This is a genomic window from Streptomyces sp. NPDC006385 (genome assembly GCF_040612485.1).
In the GTDB taxonomy this organism is placed as follows: Bacteria; Actinomycetota; Actinomycetes; order Streptomycetales; family Streptomycetaceae; genus Streptomyces.
Genome location: NZ_JBEXQG010000004.1, coordinates 86,700 through 104,335 on the forward strand (window position 1 = coordinate 86,700; position 17,636 = coordinate 104,335).

Consider the following 17,636-nt stretch of genomic DNA (forward strand, 5'->3'; position numbering starts at 1 on the left):
GTGGCCGACGTCTCGCTAGCCCAGCAGGATCGTGACGTCGATGTTGCCGCGGGTCGCGTTGGAGTACGGGCAGACCTCGTGCGCGGCGTCCACCAGCTTGGCGGCGATGTCCGCGTCCAGCACCGGCAACGAGACGCTGAGGGCGACCGCGAGGCCGTAGCCGCGGTGCTGGTTGGGGCCGATGCCGACCTTCGCGGCGACCGTGGACCCGGTGAGGTCGTAGCCCTCGCGGTTGCCGACCAGGATCAGCGCGTTGTGGAAGCAGGAGCTGTAGCCGGCGGCGAACAGCTGCTCGGGGTTGGTGCCGTTGCCGTCGCCGCCCAGCTCCGGCGGCATCGCGACCTTCAGCGCGAGCTGGCCGTCCTGGCTGGTCACATGGCCGTCCCGGCCCCCGTGCGCGGTGGCCTCGGCGACGTACACGATCTTCGTCGGACGGGTGTCGACGGTGGCGCCCTCGGCGGTCATGGTTGGCCCTCCCCCAGAAGCTGTATCACTGTGCGGCTCCGTCGCGTGGGCGCACAAGTACATCGTGCACAAGGTACTTGCTGGTAGGAAGACACCGCTTACCAGGGGGTGGAAACCGTGGGTAACCCGAGATCAGCGGGCCCGGTTCGCGGCGGCCTCCGCCTTGTCCGCCAGTCGCACCAACTCCGCGCGCAGCCGGGCGACTTCCGGCATACCGAGCTCCGTCGCCGCGAGCAGCGCGCCGGGCACGCACGCCGCGCGCCCCCGCAGCTCCTGCCCACGCTCCGTCAGCGCGACGAGCACCGACCGCTCGTCGCGCGCCGACCGCTCACGTCGCACCAGGCCCGTCGACTCCAGCCGTTTGAGCAGCGGGGAGACCGTGCCGTAGTCGAGTCGCAGCGCCGCCGCCAGCTCCTTGACCGTCGACTCACCGCGCTCCCACAGCACCAGCAGGACCAGGTACTGCGGGTAGGTGAGCCCGAGCTCGTCGAGGAGCGGGCGGTACACGGCCGTCACCGCGCGATGAGCGGCGTACAGCGCGAAACAGAGCTGCTCGTCCAGCAGCAGCGAGCCCTCGTCCCCGGACTGCTCGCTCGTCTGCGGTACCTCGCTCGTCTGCGGTTCCTCGCCCGTCGGCTCCTCGTTCGTCACGCGCCCATTGTCACGGAGCGAGGGTCGAAGCCGAACGGCAGCTCCAGGCGATGCGCCCGCATCAGCTCGTCGTCCGCCAGCAGCTCCGCCGTCCTCCCGTCCGCGGCGATCACGCCCTCGCTCAGGATCAGCGAGCGCGGGCACAGCTCCAGGGCGTAGGGCAGGTCGTGCGTGACCATCAGGACGGTGACGTCCAACGCCCGCAGGATGTCGGCCAGTTCACGGCGGGAGGCGGGGTCGAGGTTGGAGGAGGGCTCGTCCAGGACGAGGATCTCCGGCTCCATCGCCAGCACGGTCGCCACCGCGACCCGGCGCCGCTGGCCGAAGGAGAGGTGGTGCGGGGGCCGGTCCTTGAAGTCCGCCATGCCGACCCGCTCCAGGGCCCGGTCGACCCGCTCCTCCAGCTCGGGCCCCTTGATCCCGGCCGCCGCCGGTCCGAACGCCACGTCCTCGCGCACGGTCGGCATGAACAGCTGGTCGTCCGGGTCCTGGAAGACGATGCCGACCTTGCGCCGGATCTCGGCCATGTTCTTCTTGTCCACGGACAGCCCGGCCACCCGCACGCTGCCCACCCCGCCGCTCAGGATGCCGTTGAGGTGCAGCACGAGGGTCGTCTTGCCGGCGCCGTTCGGCCCGAGCAGCGCGACCCGCTCACCGCGCGCGACCGAGAAGTCCACGCCGAACAGCGCCTGGTGGCCGTCGGGGTAGGCGAAGGCGAGGCCGGAGACCTCCAGGGAAGCGGCGCTCACAGGGGTACTCGCAGGGGTACTCGCGGGGGTACTCACAGGGTCCATCCCAACACGCAGACGAGGAGGGCGGTGAACGGGAGCGCGAGGGCGTACGACCACTGCGCCCGGGACGCGGTCACCTCGTCGATCACCGGCATCGAACCGGCGTACCCGCGGCTGACCATGGCCAGATGCACGCGTTCGCCGCGCTCGTAGGACCGGATGAACAGCGCGCCCGCCGACTTCGCGAGGACGCCCCAGTGCCGCACGCCCCTCGCCTCGAAGCCGCGCGACTCCCGCGCGATGCGCATGCGCCGCATCTCGTCGGTGATGACATCGCCGTACCGGATCATGAAGGAGGCGATCTGCACGAGGAGCGGCGGAAGCCGCAACCGCTGGAGGCCGAGCAGGAGTTCACGCAGCTCGGTCGTGGCGGCGAGGAGGACGGAGGCGGCGACGCCCAGGGTCCCCTTGGCGAGCACGTTCCAGGCGCCCCACAGCCCGCCGACACTCAGCGACATGCCCAGCACCTCGACCCGCTCGCCCTCCGCCACGAACGGCATCAGCACCGCGAACGCGACGAACGGCACCTCGATCAGCAGCCGCTTGAGCAGGAAACCGGCGGGCACGCGCGCGACACACGCGACCAGCGCGAGCAGCACGGCGTACAGGCCGAACGCCCACATCGCCTCCCGCGGTGTCGAGACCACGACCACCACGAAGGCGAAGACCGCCGCGAGCTTGGTGTGCGGGGGCAGGGCGTGCACGGGCGAGTGGCCGTGCCGGTAGAGCCGGTGCGCGTGCCCTGCTCCCATGTCAGACGCCGGGGCTCGTGGGCGCGGTGTCGGCCCCCTCGTCCGCACGGCGCCGGCGCACCGCCCAGAAGACCGCGCTGCCCGCGACCACCGTGGCGCCGACGCCGATCACGCCGGCGAGACCGCCGGACAGACGGGCGTCGTCGATGTCCTTGACGCCGTAGTCGGCGAGCGGCGAGTCGGCGTTCGCGTGCTCCTCGGCGGACTCGGCGAAGCCCTTGTCCTCGGCGACCTTCTCCAGACCGTCGGGGCTGGCGGAGGCGTAGAAGCTGACGAATCCGGCGAGGACGAGGGAGGTGACCAGGCCGCTGATCCACAGGGTGCGGCGAGAGGTCCGGGCCGCGACCGGCCGCGCCGCCTCGGGCGCCGGAGCGTCGACGAGTGCGTCGCCGACCCGCAGTTTGAGCGGCCGGTGCAGATCGCGGGCGCCGTACACGAGGTCCGGGCGCACGGCGACGACGGCGCCGACCGTCAGCGCGGTGATCGCCGCCTCGCCGATGCCGATCAGGAGGTGGACGCCGACCATGGCGGTGGCGACCTTGCCGATCGGGACGTCGGTGGTGCCGCCGATCCAGAACAGGAGTGTGAACGCGAGCGCCGCGGCCGGCACCGACACCAGTGCGGCGACGAAGGAGGCGGCGGTGATCGAGCGCCGGGTCCTCGGCAGGACCTTCACCAGGAGACGGAAGACGGCGTAGGCGACGACGACGCCGACGATCGCCATGTTGGTGATGTTCACGCCGAGCGCGGTGAGGCCGCCGTCCGCGAAGAGGATGCCCTGCATGAGCAGGACGACGGAGATGCACAGCGCGCCCGTGTAGGGGCCCACGAGTATCGCGGCCAGGGCACCGCCGAGCAGATGCCCGCTGGTCCCGGCCGCGACCGGGAAGTTCAGCATCTGCACCGCGAAGATGAACGCCGCCACCAGGCCGGCCAGCGGCGCCGTCCGCTCGTCCAGCTCACGGCGCGCGCCGCGCAGGCTCACGGCGACCGCGCCGGCGGCGACCACTCCGGTCGCCAGCGAGGTCGGGGCGTCTATGAATCCGTCAGGTACGTGCACCGCTCGATGATAGTGGCTTGATGCGAACGCCTTGCAAGAGCGAGGAGCTCGTGTATCGCAGATGTGAGATACGGCGGCCCCAGGGAGCGCTTTCCGGAAGATATGCGACATTGGAGGGGGAACGGATGCACGACTTTCGCGTAGGTCACGCAGGGTGAAAGGGTCGTCCGATGTCTGTAGTCGAACAGTACGCGCGAGCCCATATCGTCACGGACGCGGACATCCTGGCCGAGGAGCAGGACGCCGTGCCCGTGATCCTGCGCTACGACCCCGAGACCGACCCGCGCTCGGTGCGGATCCGGCTGCCCGGGCGCGAGGCACATGAGTGGACGTTCTCACGCTCCCTGCTGGAACAGGGGCTGCGCGCCCCCGCCGGGAGCGGAGAGATACGTGTGTGGCCGTGCGGGCGGGTGCAGGCCGTGGTGGAGTTCCACTCCGAGCAGGGGGTCGCGGTCGTGCAGTTCGAGACCAAGGCCCTGATGAGGTTCCTGCGGCGCACGTATCTGGCCGCCGCGCCCATGGCGCGCTGAGGCTCGGCCGCCCGTCTTCAGCCTCCGGTCCTCAGCCTCCGGTCCAGCCTCCGGCCTTCAGCCGCCCGCCTTCAGCAGCGCCGCCACGATCGGTCCCGCCGTCTCTCCGCCGTGGCCGGCCGCCTGGACCACGCCCGCCGCGGCCAGGTCGCCCCGGTACGCGGTGAACCAGCCGTTCGGCTTCTTCTGCCCGTCGACCTCCGCCGAGCCGGTCTTCGCGCCGACGTCGCCGGTGACCCCGGCCATCGCCTCGGCCGCCGTCCCGTAGGCCGCCGTGTAGGCCATCAGCTCGCGCAGCTGGGAGAGCGTGGCCCCCGACATGGTGCGCGAGGCCGTCGCCAGTTGCCGCCCGTCGAACTCCGGGGAGACCAGGTACGGCTGCTTGAAGGTGCCCGCCTTGACCGTCGCCGAGACCGACGCCATGTTCAGCGGGTTCATCCGCACCCCGCCCTGGCCGATGAGCGAGGCCGCCATCTGGGCCTGGGACTGGACCGGGACGGAGCCGTCGAAGGTCGGGACGCCGACGGACCAGTTGTTGAGGGAGAGGCCGAAGACCTGCTGGGCCTGCTTGGTGAGGCTGTCGTCGTCCAGTTCGGGGGCCTGGCTGATGAAGGCCGTGTTGCAGGAGCGGGCGAAGCTCGCCTTGAACGTGCCGTCCTTGATCTCGAACTTGTCGTCGTTCTGGAACTTCCAGTGGCCGTACGTGAAGTACTTCGGGCAGGGATGCTTCTCGTCCGCCGACGCCAGGCCCTTCTCGATCAGCAGCGACGAGGTGATGACCTTCATGGTGGAGCCGGGGGCGAGGGAGCCCTGGAAGGCGATGTTGAAGCCGTGCGAGGAGTTCGCGGCCGCCAGGATCTCGCCGGTCGACGGGCGCAGCACGACCACCGACGCCTTCGCCTTCGCGGCGACCTGCTTCTCGGCGGCGGCCTGCAAGGTCGGGCTCAGCGTCGTCTTCACCGTGCCCGGCGTGCCCTTGCTCAGCTCCAGCAGGGTCTTGTCGGACAGCTCGGCCTTCTTGGACGCCTCGCCGCGGACCACCTGCAGCTCGACGCCCGGCTTGCCGCCGGCCTTCTTGCCGTACTTCTCGCGCAGCCCGTCCAGGACCGAGCCCAGTGACGGGTACGCGTCCTCGGTCAGTTCGCCGCCGTCCCGGTCGAGCGCCTTGACCGGCGGGGTGCCGGACTCACCGGTGACGAGCCGGTCGCCGTCCCTCAGGTCGGGGTGGACGATCGCGGAGTGCCACTCGACCAGCGGCTCACCGTCCGCGGCCCGCCGGACGACGGTCAGCGAACTGTCGTACGCCACCGGCTTGCTGGTGCCCTTGTACGACACCGTGCCCTTCACGGAGAAGGGCACGGTGTCGCCGGTGCGGGTGCCCGCGGTGAGGGTGACGTCCTTGATGTGGGCGTCCTTGGCGTAGCCGGTCAGCAGGGTCTTCGCGGCGTCGGTGTCGTCCGTGGCGGCGGCCGCCGCGGTCACCTCGCCCTGCTGCCAGGCGGTGAGGAACGTCTCGGCCGCGGTGGTGACCTCCTTGGCCGACAGCGGGCCGGACTTGACCTTCTTCGCCTTGGCGTCGGCGGACGAGGCCGCCGGCGTACGGCTGTCGGCCGACGCTCCGCCGCCGTACAGGGCGTAGACGCCGAACCCGGCGCCGCCGACGACCACGGCGATCATCCCGCCGAGCACGGCGGGGTTGGTCTTCCGTCGCTCGGCGACGCGCTTTCTGTTGCCCACTGCTTTCCGTTCCCTCGCCACATCCCAGGGGTCCCCGCCGCCCCGCTGCCCTCACCCATAACGACGACGACCACACTAGGGTCCCGCGCCGCCCGGGGTGACTTCAGCCGGACGCTCGTAGCACGGCTGCGACAATCGGCCCCGCCGCGTCGCTGCCGTGGCCGCCCTGCTGGGACATGGCCGCGGCCGCCACGTCATCGCGGAAGCCGGTGAACCAACTGTCGGAGGTGGCGTTTCCGGCGACCTCGGCGGAACCGGTCTTGGCGCCGATGTCACCGCTCAGCCCGGCCATGGCCCGCACGGCGGTGCCCTGCGGGGACGTCGCGGTCAGCCGCATCATCTGCTTGAGCTGGGCGGCGGTACTCGCCCTCAGCCCCTCGGCGGTGGCGAGCCGCCGGTCGTCGAGCTCGGGCGCGACGAGATACGGCTGCCGGAACCGGCCCGTGATCGCGGTGGCCGTCACCGACGCCATGTTCAGCGGGTTCATCTGGACCTGGCCCTGCCCGATGGCGTTGGCCGCGCGGTCCGGGCCGGTGGAGGCGGGGACGCTGCCGTCGAAGGACGTGATGCCGGTCTTCCAGTCGTCCCCGCGCAGCCCGAAGCGCTCCTCGGCCTCGGCGGTCAGCGAGGCGTCCGTGAGCGGCTCCTCGTCGATGAGCTTGATGAAGGCGGTGTTGCAGGAGCGCGCGAAGGCGTTGGCGAGGGTGGCGTTCGCGCTCTCGTCGGGCCGCAGGCCCGTGAGGTTCTTGAAGGTCTGGCTCTGCCAGGTGGCGGTGGGCGGGCAGGGAGCCGGGCCGTTCATGGAGGCCACGCCGTTGTCGATGAGCATCGCCGCGGTGATGATCTTCATCGTGGAGCCGGGGGCGACACGGCCCTCGAAGGCCGCGTTGAAGGCGTCGTCGCGGTGGTTGGCCACCGCCAGCACCTCGCCGGTGCTCGGCTTGAGGGCCACCACCGAGGACTCGGCGTACCGCTTCACCGCCTTCTCGGCCGCCGCCTGCACACTCGCGCTGAGCGTCGTCTCCAGCCTGCCCGCCCTGCCCTTGGCGAGGGTCAGCAGCGAGGTGTCCGGCGACTCGTCGGCGTGACGTATCGCCAGCTCGATTCCGGGCTCACCGCCGGCTTTGTCGCCGTATCTCTCGCGCAGTGTGTCCAGGACCGGGCCGAGCGAGGGGTACTTCTGCTTCGTCAGCACCGCGCCGTTGCGGTCGACGGCCTCGATCGGCGGGCTCGCCGCCTCGCCGGTGACGAGGGTGTCGCCCTTCCTCAGCTCCGGATGGACCACGGCCGGCTGCCAGTCGACGAGGGCCCGCCCGGTGGTGAGGCCGCGGACGACGGTGAGCTCGCTCTTGTAGCCGAGCGGCTTGGACCTGCCCTCGTAGGTGACCTTCGCCTTCACCGTGAAGGGCACCGTGTCGCCCTTCGCCGCACCGGGCGTGATCGTCACGCCGGTGATGTGCGCGGCCTCGCCGAACGACCTCAGGAGCGGCTCGGCGGCCGCGTCGTTGTTCGTGTACGACGCCGCCTGCGCCGCCTGCCCCTTCTCCCAGGCCGCGAAGAACTTGGCCGTCGTCTCCTTGACCTCGTCCGCGCTCGGCGGCCCGGACCGCACCGGCGCCGGCCCGCCGCCCGCGCCCGTCGCCCCGCCCCCGTCGAGCGCGGACATGATGTTGTACGCGCCGTACCCGGCCCCACCCACCATCACAGCGAACACGCCGCCTATGACGGCGGCCTTGACCCCCTTGGCCATGATCCCCTCCCGGTTCGTCCCCCGCACTGTATGTGCCGGAAGTGGAGACCGGGAGAAAAGTTTTCCTTCGCTTGGCGCGGAAGTGACCCGGATACGAACGGGTGGTGTCTGGCGGCCAGAACTTGGTTTAGAGTTTTACAACCTTTACTCTGGGGTGCCCTTCGAATTCGCGACGCAACGCGCCGGTATTGAAACTGACCGTGCTTTGTACAAATGCTGGCCCTCTCTTGTGTTCCCCTTTCCCTTTTCTTGTCCGGGTGCTTACCGGCGCCCTGTTCAACTTGAGTCGCTCACTTCAGGGGGGTTTGCGACCAAGAACCGAATCGCACCTACTCGAGGGGCGCGGTCGGGTGGTGAGCAGACAAGAAAAAGCAAGAGAAAGCAGGTACCACGTGAGCAGGAACATCGTTGCTCTGCGCCGTAAGGGCGTGGCCGCGTTCGTCGCCGCCACCGCCGCCCTTCTGGTCGGCGCGGGCGCGTACAGCGCGTCGGCCGCTCAGCCGGAGCCCACCAAGGTGTCGGCCAACGGCTACATCAGCTACGACGCGATGCGGTGGGGGACCATCGCGGGCAGCAACCACCAGGGGCAGCAGGCCAACCCCTACGACCGCGGTTGCTCGAAGATCAACCTCTGCCGCGGCTAGCGGACCCGTGGTCTCCCCGGCCCGGCGCCGGGCCGGGGAGACCCGTGGGTCGGGTCAGACCCAGGTGTCCAGCCACATCCGCGCCCGCCAGTCGTCGATCGGGATCGCCGTGCCGGTGTAGATCGGCCAGAAGTAGATGAAGTTCCAGGCGATCAGCAGCACCAGTACGCCCGCGCCCGTGGCCCCCGCGACCCGGCGGGTCTCGCCGGTCCGGGGTGGGCCGATGATCGCGCCGAGGAGCATGGCCACGGCGAGACAGAGGAACGGCAGGAAGACGACGGCGTAGAAGAAGAAGATCGTGCGTTCCTGGTAGAGGAACCAGGGGAGGTAGCCGGCCGCGACCCCGCAGGCGATCGCCCCGGCCCGCCAGTCGCGACGCAGCAGCCAGCGCCACAGGACGTACAGGATCGCGAACGCGGCCACCCACCACAGCAGTGGCGTGCCGATCGCCAGCACCTCGCGCGCGCACTTCTCGCCCGCGTCGACGGGGCAGCCGTCCTTGCCGGGCAGCGGGGACTCGTAGAAGTACGACACCGGACGGCCGTCGACGATCCAGCTCCACGGGTTGGACTGATAGGTGTGCGGCGACGACAGGCCGACGTGGAACTCGTACACCCGGTTCTCGTAATGCCACAGGCTGAGCCACCAGTCGGGGAACAGCCACGACCAGTCGCTGCTGCGGCCGTTGGCGGTGGCCCAGTCACGGTAGTAGCCGCCGGTGCCGTCGGCCGGCGAGAGGATCCAGCCGGTCCACGACGCGATGTAGGTGACGACCGCCACCGGCACGGTCGCGAGGAAGGCGAGGCCCAGGTCATGCTTGAGCACCGCCGTGTACGGGCGCGAGGCGCCGGCGACCTTGCGGGCGCCGACGTCCCAGACCACCGTCATCAGGCCGAACGCGGCCAGGAAGTACAGGCCGTTCCACTTGGTGCCGATGGCCAGGCCCAGCGTCAGACCCGCCAGCCACCGCCAGGGACGCCACCCCAGCCACAGGGTCTCGGCGATGTGCGCGTCCGGGCGGACCCGGCCGTGGGCGTCGGACGGCAGGGCGGCCGCGAGTTTCGCGCGCGCCCGGTCCCGGTCGATGACCAGGCAGCCGAACGCCGCCAGCACGAAGAACATCAGCACCCCGTCGAGCAGCGAGGTGCGGGCCATCACGAAGGCCAGCCCGTCCACCGCCATCAGCGCGCCCGCGAGGCAGCCGAGGAACGTGGAGCGGAAGAGACGTCGGCCGATGCGGCACAGCATCAGCACCGCGAGCGTGCCGAGCAGCGCCGTCATGAACCGCCAGCCGAACGGGTTGAACCCGAACATCAGCTCGCCGAGTCCGATGACGTACTTGCCGACCGGCGGATGCACCACGTACGCCGCGTCCGTCGGGATCGGGACCTGGTCGCCCATCTTCAGGACCAGATCGTTGGCCTTCTTGTCCCAGCCGACCTCGAAACCGCGGTGGACGAGGGCCCAGGCGTCCTTGGCGTAGTACGTCTCGTCGAATATCACCGCCTTCGGGCTGCCCAGGTTCCAGAAGCGCAGCACCCCCGCCAGCAGCGTCACCAGCAGCGGGCCGCCCCAGCCCGACCAGCGCGTGATCCGCTCGGCGAGCGGCCGCGGGACGCCGAGGAACTGCCACATCCGCGGGCTGGGCTGGACATACGGCGGCACGAGCCGGTCGCGTACGTCGCTTCTGGGCGCCGCCGCATAGCCGAATCGGCGCAGCCGCTGCTGCCACGACGGCCGCTGCTCGTGCGGTGCCTGGCCCTGCCGGGTGTCCATGGAGGACGCGGTACTGGTCACCGCGCCATCGTAGGGAACCGTTCTGTGGGAGTCCCGTGCATGTGCGGTAAGGGGGCGCAACCGTTCGCCGCCGACGGCTGTTGTGCTCGGCCTTCGCGGTCCCCGCGAGGGTCCCCCCTGGTCCCTGCGAGGATGGGGGACGTGACTGGAACCCTCGTACTGGCAGGCACTCCCATCGGCGACCTCGCGGACGCGCCGCCCCGGCTCGCCGAGGAGCTGGCCGGGGCCGACGTGATCGCCGCGGAGGACACGCGGCGGCTGCGGCGGCTGACCCAGGGGCTGGGGGTGACGCCCAAGGGGCGTGTCGTGTCGTACTTCGAGGGCAACGAGGCCGCTCGTACGCCGGAGCTGGTCCAGGAGTTGCTCGGCGGCGCGCGGGTGCTGCTGGTGACGGACGCCGGGATGCCGTCGGTGTCGGATCCCGGGTACCGGCTGGTGGCGGCGGCGGTCGAGCGGGACATCCGGGTCACCGCCGTGCCGGGGCCGTCCGCGGTGCTGACCGCGCTCGCCCTGTCGGGGCTGCCCGTCGACCGGTTCTGCTTCGAGGGGTTCCTGCCGCGCAAGGCGGGCGAGCGGCTGTCGCGGCTCAGGGAGGTCGCCGAGGAGCGGCGCACCCTCGTCTACTTCGAGGCACCGCACCGGCTCGACGACACGCTCGCCGCGATGGCCGAGGTGTTCGGCGGTGAACGGCGTGCCGCCGTGTGCCGGGAGCTGACCAAGACGTACGAGGAGGTCAGGCGGGGCGGGCTCGGGGAGCTCGCGGCCTGGGCGGCCGAGGGAGTGCGCGGCGAGATCACCGTGGTGGTCGAGGGCGCGCCGGCGAAGGGGGCCGAGGAGGTCGACGCCGCGGAGCTCGTGCGGCGGGTGCGGGTGCGCGAGGAGGCGGGGGAGCGGCGCAAGGAGGCGATCGCCGCGGTGGCCGCGGCGGCCGGGGTGCCGAAGAGGGAGGTCTTCGACGCGGTCGTGGCGGCGAAGAACGCGGGCGGGTGACGGGGCGTGAAAAACCGTGTGAGCAGGGCGTATCTCGGCTGAGCGGGCGCCCCATGGGCGGGTAAAGCGACCGGGCCGTTGCGGCAAGGAACGTTCAAAGGGGTCCAAACACTCGACAGGTCCCGTGCGTTCGCCCCGGCCGAGGAGTCCACTGGACGCAGGGACGCAACCCGTCCCACCAGCGGACCACAGGAGCTGGCATGAGCGAGATCGCACAGCAGACCACGGGCCTTCGCAGCGCCGCGACCGCCGTCGTCCACGAGTCGTATTCCTTCGCCTGCATGCGATGCGGGCACGGTTGGGAGCAGTCGTACGAGATAGAGCACCACATCGACGGTGACGGCCACGAGTTCGTCATGTACGTCGCGGACGGGCAGGTCGTCCCGTCGCCGCTGAGCCGGCCGACGTGCCAGAACTGCGACGGCCACATCGTGCGGATCATGCGCGCCGGGCAGGTCGCCTCCGTGCAGAACTCGCTGCACCGGCCCCGCCCGATACCCCGGCAGTCGCACCCCGCGCAGCCCGGAGCGGAAGCGGCCGAGGAACAGCCGCACCACCACTGGCACCTGTCCGATCTCCTGCACGTCTTCCACCGCAAGGCGAGCTGAGCGCCGGCCGGCGAACCGAGCGCCGGATGAGAAGGCATGCCCCTTTCGTAGGATCGGGACATGCCTTCGAACGCCTCCGACAAGCACGCGGCCCCGCCCCTCCCCGAACCGCTCAGGGTCCCGGTCGCCGACTCCCACACCCACCTCGACATGCAGTCCGGCACGGTGGAGGAGGCCCTGGCGAAGGCGGCGTCGGTCGGGGTGACCACGGTCGTGCAGGTGGGCTGCGACGTACGCGGCTCGCGGTGGGCGGCCGAGACGGCGGCGGCGTACGACGCCGTGCACGCGACCGTCGCCCTGCACCCGAACGAGGCGCCGCGCATCGTGCACGGGGACCCGGACGGCTGGTCGCGCCAGGGCGCGCGGGAGCCGGGGGGCGCGCGGGCGCTCGACGAGGCGCTCGCGGAGATCGACCGCCTCGCCGCGCTGCCGCAGGTCAAGGGAGTCGGGGAGACCGGCCTCGACCACTTCCGCACCGGGCCCGAGGGCAAGGAGGCGCAGGAGGCGTCCTTCCGCGCCCACATCGAGATCGCCAAGCGCCACGGCAAGGCCCTCGTCATCCACGACCGCGACGCCCACGCGGACGTGCTGCGCGTCCTGCAGGAGGAGGGCGCTCCGGAGCGGACCGTGTTCCACTGCTACTCGGGTGACGCCGAGATGGCCGAGGTCTGCGCCGCCGCCGGCTACTTCATGTCCTTCGCCGGCAACGTCACCTTCAAGAACGCCCAGAACCTGCGGGACGCGGTGGCGGTGGCCCCGCTGGAGCTGCTCCTCGTGGAGACCGACGCGCCCTTCCTCACGCCGGTGCCGTACCGCGGACGGCCCAACGCGCCGTATCTCATTCCGGTCACGGTGCGGGCCATGGCGGCCGTCCGGGGTATCGACGAGGACGCGCTGGCGGCGGCACTCGGCTCGAACACGGCACGTGCCTTCGGTTACTGACCGATAACCGCCCGATCACGCTCGCGCGGTCCGCCCAAGTGCTCAACTACTGTGTGTAGTCGAGTCACTTTGGAGAGTCACCGACCCTCCGCTAGGTTCTGGGGGCCCAAATCCGGAGTCCTCCGCTGGAGCGTGTCGTCGTGAGCAACGCGCAGTTCGAGACGTATGGCCCGAGCCCCGCCCACCAGCCCCCGGCGTACGGCGGCTTCGACCCGTACAGCGCTCAGACGCTGGGGTACGGGCTGCGGGGGACGTACGAGAGGCGTGCGGACACGTATGGACCCGCGTACGAGACGCAGGGGACCCATGAGAGCTACGAGTCATACGAGGCACATGACGCTTACGCGGCGTACGAGGACACCTACCGGCCCGCCTACGAGGACTCCGAGGCGGCGGCGCCCGCGTCCGGCCGGCGTGCCAGGGGCGGTCGGCGGGCCGCGCACCGGCGCCGGGCGCGGCCGACCGAGCGCGGCGAGGGGTCCATGCGCCGGCTCGTTCCGCAGGCGCTGGTCGTGGCGTTCCTCGCGGGCGGGACGACCGCGTTCGTGGCCGAGGACAAGGCGGTCGAGCTGAGCGTCGACGGCACGCCGCGCAGCCTGCACACCTTCGCGGACGACGTGACCGAACTGCTCGCCGAGGAGGGCGTGGAGGTGGGGGCGCACGATGTGGTGGCGCCCTCCCCCGACGCGCGGCTCGACAGCGGGGACGAGATCGCGGTGCGTTACGGGCGGCCCGTGCGGCTCACTCTCGACGGGCAGCGGCGCGAGGTGTGGACGACGGAGCGCACGGTGGAGGGGGCGCTCGAACAACTGGGGGTGCGTGCGGAGGGGGCGTATCTGTCGACGTCGCGCTCCCGGCGCATCGGTCGGGAAGGGCTCGCGCTGGATGTGCGCACCGAGCGCGCGGTGACGGTCATGGCGGACGGGCGGGCCCGCACCATCCGGACGAACGCGGCGACCGTGCGCGAAGTCGTGGAGCAGGCCGGCATCACCCTGCGCGGGCAGGACACCACCTCCGTCCCGCTGGAGGGCTTCCCGCGCGACGGGCAGACCATCACGGTCCTGAGGATCACCGGCAGGAAGGAGATCCGCGACGAGGCGATCGCGTTCGCCGTGGAGCGGGTCGAGGACCCGGAGGTCTTCCGGGGCACGGAGGTCGTCGAACGGGCGGGGGAGCCGGGCCTGCGCCGGGTCACGTACTCCCTGCGCACGGTCAACGGCGTCAAGCAGAAGCCGCGGCGGATCAGGTCCGAGGTGGTGCGGGAGCCGCGGACCCAGGTGGTGAAGGTGGGGACCAAGCCGCTGCCGACGACGGTGCGCGGTGCGGACGGGCTGGACTGGCAGGGCCTGGCGGCGTGTGAGTCCGGCGGACGGCCGGACGCGGTGGACTCGTCGGGGACGTACGGCGGCCTGTACCAGTTCGACACGCAGACCTGGCGGAACCTCGGGGGGAAGGGGCGCCCGCAGGACGCTCCGGCGGCGGAACAGACGATGCGGGCGAAGAAGCTGTTCGTGCGCCAGGGGACGAGTCCTTGGCCGCACTGTGGGGAGCGGTTGCACGGCTGAGCGGCCAGGGGCCCGCGTCCGGCCACGGCGAGGCGTGTCCCCGCGGCCCCGTACCCTGGTCGGGTGAGCAGCAGCCCCACCCCTGACGCCCTCCTGGGCCCCGCCGACATCCGTGAACTGGCGGCGGCCCTCGGTGTGCGCCCCACCAAGCAGCGCGGCCAGAACTTCGTGATCGACGCGAACACGGTCCGCCGTATCGTCCGCACCGCGGAGGTCCGCCCCGACGACGTGGTCGTCGAGGTCGGCCCGGGGCTCGGCTCGCTCACGCTCGCCCTGCTGGAGGTCGCCGACCGCGTCACCGCCGTCGAGATCGACGACGTCCTGGCCGCCGCGCTCCCCGCCACCATCGCGGCGCGCATGCCGGAGCGCGCCGACCGTTTCGCGCTGGTGCACTCCGACGCGATGCACGTCGCCGAGCTGCCGGGTCCGCCGCCCACCGCCCTGGTCGCCAACCTCCCCTACAACGTGGCCGTCCCCGTCCTCCTCCACATGCTCGACACCTTCCCGAGCATCGAACGCACCCTCGTCATGGTGCAGTCGGAGGTCGCCGACCGCCTCGCCGCCGCGCCCGGTTCCCGGGTGTACGGCGTGCCGTCGGTGAAGGCCAACTGGTACGCCGAGGTCAAGCGGGCCGGCGCCATCGGGCGCAACGTCTTCTGGCCCGCGCCGAACGTCGACAGCGGCCTGGTGGCGCTGACCCGGCGTGCCGAGCCGATCAAGACCACCGCCTCGAAGCGCGAGGTCTTCGCGGTCATCGACGCGGCCTTCGCCCAGCGCCGCAAGACCCTGCGGGCCGCGCTCGCCGGATGGGCCGGTTCCGCGGCAGCCGCCGAGACGGCACTCGTCGCGGCCGGCGTCTCCCCGCAGGCCCGCGGAGAGGCCCTGACCGTCGAGGAGTTCGCACGCATCGCCGAACACAAGGAAGCGGCCGCCCACCCCCAGGAGCCCGCCGCCCACGCCACTCGGCCCCCGCAGCCCCCCGCCCAGCACCACAAGGAGTCCGAGTAAGTGAGCGCGAGCGTCACCGTCCGCGTCCCCGCCAAGGTCAACGTCCAGCTCGCGGTCGGTGCCGCGCGTCCCGACGGGTTCCATGACCTGGCCAACGTCTTCCTCGCCGTCGGCCTGTACGACGAGGTCACCGTGACCCCCTCGCCCGACGGACTGCGCGTCACCTGCGACGGCCCCGACGCCGACCAGGTCCCCCTCGACCGTACGAATCTCGCCGCCCGCGCGGCCGAGGCGCTCGCCGCGCGCTACGGCCGTACGCCCGACGTGCACCTGCACATCGCCAAGGACATCCCCGTCGCCGGCGGCATGGCGGGCGGCAGCGCGGACGGCGCGGGCGCGCTGCTCGCCTGTGACGCGCTGTGGGGCACGCACGCCTCCCGGGAGGAACTCCTCGGCATCTGCGCCGAGTTGGGCAGCGACGTGCCGTTCAGCCTGGTCGGCGGGGCGGCGCTCGGCACCGGGCGGGGCGAGAAGCTCCGTGCGCTCGACGTCGGCGGCACCTTCCACTGGGTGTTCGCGATGGCCGAGCGCGGGCTGTCGACGCCCGCCGTCTTCCGGGAGTTCGACCGGCTCGGCGAGGGCACGGACATCCCCGAACCCGTCGCCTCCGAACCGCTCCTCGACGCCCTCGCGAAGGGCGACCCCGACGCGCTCGCCGCCGCCGTCTCCAACGACCTGCAGCCCGCCGCCCTTTCCCTCTTCCCGGAGCTCGTCGACACGCTCGCCGCCGGCCGCGGTGCCGGCGCGCTCACGGCGCTCGTCTCCGGATCCGGCCCGACGACGGCGTTCCTCGCCCGCGACCCCGAGTCGGCGCTGAAGGTGGCCGAAACCCTGCGGGCGTCCGGCACTTGCCGGTCGGTGCGCACGGCATCAGGGCCCGCGCCGGGCGCCACCGTGCTGCCGGCCTGACCCGCTGCGCCGGAGCGTGACCTCATACTTACAAGTAGGACTTCTTCGCCCGATCTCCACACGAAAGTACTGCGATCGCAGTGTTCGTGGGGCGGGTGGGGTCGTTAGGGTCACTTGACATTTCAACTGCCGGGCCGCTGTCTGTGTGCCCGGCTCCCCGTCAAGTGCACTTCTGGAAGGGGACACTTCCGTGTCCGAATCCCCCACCCCCGCCCAGCCGTCCCACCGCAGAAAGCGCTCCCTGTCCCGCCGTGGCGTGATCGCCGCCGGTGGCGCGGTCGCCGCCGGAGCCGCGATCACGCCGATGGTGTTCGCGTCCAGCGACACCGGCGAGACGGACAACTCCGCGTCCGGCTCCACCGATGCCGGTACGACGCCGGAGAAGTTCCCCGCCACCCGGACGGAGACCGCCACCGGCACCGGCGAGGCCACCACCGCCTTCGCCGCCTCCTACGTCGGTGTGCGCTGGTCCGGCGCGAAGGAGGGCGCCGCCATCCGTCTCGCCGACGGCGACTGGCAGAGCCTCACGAGCGGTTGCGCGACCGTCGAGGGTGGAGGCACCGCCCTGGTCGCCGCTCGCAACGCCACCGCGTACGAGGTGAAGGCCCGCAGCGGCGTCTCCGGCGTCCGCTCGCTGGCGATCGACACCACGGACGGCCCCGACCGCACCGTCCGCGTGCCGAGCGAGCCCACGCGCGTGCGGGGTGTCGGCTATCTCTCGCGCGCGGCCTGGGGTGCCGACGAGTCCAAGCGGTACAAGGACGGCAAGGTCAACTCGCCCGAGACGTACTACCCGCTGCAGATCATCACGGTCCACCACACCGCGACCCCGAACGCCGATCCCGACCCCGCAGCGACGGTGCGCGCGATCTACGAGTACCACGCGATCACCAACGACTGGGGTGACATCGGCTACCACTTCCTCATCGACGAGGCCGGCCGGGTCTACGAGGGCCGCTACTCCGGCGACGACGGCATCCCGGCGTTCAACCCGGACGGCCGCCTCGTCACCGGCTTCCACTCCGTGGGCTACAACTCCGGTGCCCTCGGCATCGCCCTTCTCGGCAACCTCGACCAGCAGGCCCCGACGGACGCGGCCAAGGCGTCCCTGATCCGGCTGATCAAGGTGATATCCCGGTTCAAGGGTCTGGACCCGCAGGCGAGGGTCACGTACACCAACCCCGTCAACGGCACGAAGAAGGACACGCACACGGTCGGCGGTCACCGCGACTACTTCGCCACCGAGTGCCCCGGTCAGGTCATGTACGACCTCCTCGCCGAGGTCCGCACGGCGGCCGCCGCCCGCCGCTGACCCCGCGCACAGCGCTGCGCCCCGGGGATCGGATTCCCCGGGGCGGGCGTGGGGGGTGGTACGCGAGTGCGTGTGACCACCGTGGCTCTTTGAGGAGATCACGTCAATTAGGGGAATCCCTACGT

The 17,636-nt window shown here is 71.5% G+C and carries 17 protein-coding genes; 9 read left to right on the top strand and 8 right to left on the bottom strand.

Annotated features, from left to right (window positions below; translation table 11 throughout):
• Positions 1-15: 15 nt before the first annotated feature.
• From ABZ078_RS04275 to ABZ078_RS04295, 5 genes are all read right to left on the bottom strand, one after another.
• Complete coding sequence (locus tag ABZ078_RS04275; protein ID WP_356571449.1) at positions 16-465, bottom strand: organic hydroperoxide resistance protein; 450 nt, start codon at positions 463-465, stop codon at positions 16-18.
• Between the two features lie 132 nt (positions 466-597).
• Positions 598-1,032 (bottom strand): MarR family transcriptional regulator, encoded by a 435-nt coding sequence (locus ABZ078_RS04280; RefSeq protein ID WP_356571699.1) that lies wholly within the window; start codon positions 1,030-1,032, stop codon positions 598-600.
• An 80-nt stretch (positions 1,033-1,112) separates the two neighbouring features.
• On the bottom strand, positions 1,113-1,910 hold the full coding sequence (locus tag ABZ078_RS04285; RefSeq protein WP_356571451.1) for an ABC transporter ATP-binding protein: 798 nt from the start codon (positions 1,908-1,910) through the stop codon (positions 1,113-1,115).
• Positions 1,898-2,659, bottom strand: coding sequence for a cobalt ECF transporter T component CbiQ (gene cbiQ / locus ABZ078_RS04290; RefSeq protein ID WP_356571453.1), 762 nt, complete (start codon positions 2,657-2,659; stop codon positions 1,898-1,900). The genes ABZ078_RS04285 and cbiQ overlap by 13 nt, the downstream gene beginning before the upstream one ends.
• Position 2,660: 1 nt before the next feature.
• Complete coding sequence (locus tag ABZ078_RS04295) at positions 2,661-3,719, bottom strand: energy-coupling factor ABC transporter permease (RefSeq protein ID WP_356571455.1); 1,059 nt, start codon at positions 3,717-3,719, stop codon at positions 2,661-2,663.
• Positions 3,720-3,889: 170 nt separating this feature from the next.
• On the opposite strand from ABZ078_RS04295, the gene ABZ078_RS04300 reads away from it, so the two are divergent.
• Entirely contained in the window at positions 3,890-4,249 is a 360-nt protein-coding gene (locus ABZ078_RS04300) for an SsgA family sporulation/cell division regulator (protein WP_356571457.1), read from the top strand.
• A 57-nt stretch (positions 4,250-4,306) separates the two neighbouring features.
• Here the strand turns inward: ABZ078_RS04300 and ABZ078_RS04305 are convergent, their stop codons facing one another.
• Both ABZ078_RS04305 and ABZ078_RS04310 read right to left on the bottom strand, forming a co-directional pair.
• Positions 4,307-5,986 carry a penicillin-binding transpeptidase domain-containing protein gene (locus ABZ078_RS04305; RefSeq protein WP_356571459.1) on the bottom strand — a complete coding sequence of 560 codons (1,680 nt, stop codon included), beginning with the start codon at positions 5,984-5,986 and terminating at the stop codon, positions 4,307-4,309.
• Between the two features lie 103 nt (positions 5,987-6,089).
• Complete coding sequence (locus ABZ078_RS04310; RefSeq protein WP_356571460.1) at positions 6,090-7,736, bottom strand: penicillin-binding transpeptidase domain-containing protein; 1,647 nt, start codon at positions 7,734-7,736, stop codon at positions 6,090-6,092.
• Between the two features lie 392 nt (positions 7,737-8,128).
• On the opposite strand from ABZ078_RS04310, the gene ABZ078_RS04315 reads away from it, so the two are divergent.
• The gene (locus ABZ078_RS04315; protein ID WP_356571462.1) at positions 8,129-8,380 is read left to right on the top strand and encodes a hypothetical protein; all 252 of its coding nucleotides are present in this window, start codon (positions 8,129-8,131) and stop codon (positions 8,378-8,380) included.
• Positions 8,381-8,434: 54 nt separating this feature from the next.
• On the opposite strand, the gene ABZ078_RS04320 is transcribed toward ABZ078_RS04315, so the two are convergent.
• Positions 8,435-10,177 (bottom strand): phospholipid carrier-dependent glycosyltransferase, encoded by a 1,743-nt coding sequence (locus ABZ078_RS04320; RefSeq protein ID WP_356571464.1) that lies wholly within the window; start codon positions 10,175-10,177, stop codon positions 8,435-8,437.
• A gap of 141 nt (positions 10,178-10,318) precedes the next feature.
• Between ABZ078_RS04320 and rsmI the strand changes: the two genes are divergently transcribed.
• The 7 genes from rsmI to ABZ078_RS04355 all read left to right on the top strand — a co-directional run bounded on the left by rsmI (position 10,319) and on the right by ABZ078_RS04355 (position 17,511).
• Positions 10,319-11,167, top strand: a complete 849-nt coding sequence (rsmI, locus tag ABZ078_RS04325) for a 16S rRNA (cytidine(1402)-2'-O)-methyltransferase (protein WP_356571466.1) — start codon at positions 10,319-10,321, stop codon at positions 11,165-11,167.
• A 200-nt stretch (positions 11,168-11,367) separates the two neighbouring features.
• The gene (locus ABZ078_RS04330) at positions 11,368-11,775 is read left to right on the top strand and encodes a hypothetical protein (protein ID WP_356571468.1); all 408 of its coding nucleotides are present in this window, start codon (positions 11,368-11,370) and stop codon (positions 11,773-11,775) included.
• Between the two features lie 60 nt (positions 11,776-11,835).
• Positions 11,836-12,717, top strand: a complete 882-nt coding sequence (locus ABZ078_RS04335) for a TatD family hydrolase (RefSeq protein ID WP_356571470.1) — start codon at positions 11,836-11,838, stop codon at positions 12,715-12,717.
• Between the two features lie 140 nt (positions 12,718-12,857).
• A complete protein-coding gene (locus ABZ078_RS04340; protein WP_356571472.1) occupies positions 12,858-14,282 on the top strand; it encodes a ubiquitin-like domain-containing protein in 1,425 nt (474 codons plus the stop codon).
• A gap of 63 nt (positions 14,283-14,345) precedes the next feature.
• Positions 14,346-15,290, top strand: coding sequence for a 16S rRNA (adenine(1518)-N(6)/adenine(1519)-N(6))-dimethyltransferase RsmA (rsmA, locus tag ABZ078_RS04345; protein WP_356571474.1), 945 nt, complete (start codon positions 14,346-14,348; stop codon positions 15,288-15,290).
• Positions 15,291-16,199, top strand: a complete 909-nt coding sequence (locus tag ABZ078_RS04350) for a 4-(cytidine 5'-diphospho)-2-C-methyl-D-erythritol kinase (RefSeq protein ID WP_356571476.1) — start codon at positions 15,291-15,293, stop codon at positions 16,197-16,199. It abuts the gene before it with no gap.
• 190 nt (positions 16,200-16,389) lie between these two features.
• Complete coding sequence (locus ABZ078_RS04355) at positions 16,390-17,511, top strand: peptidoglycan recognition family protein (RefSeq protein ID WP_356571478.1); 1,122 nt, start codon at positions 16,390-16,392, stop codon at positions 17,509-17,511.
• Positions 17,512-17,636: the final 125 nt, after the last annotated feature.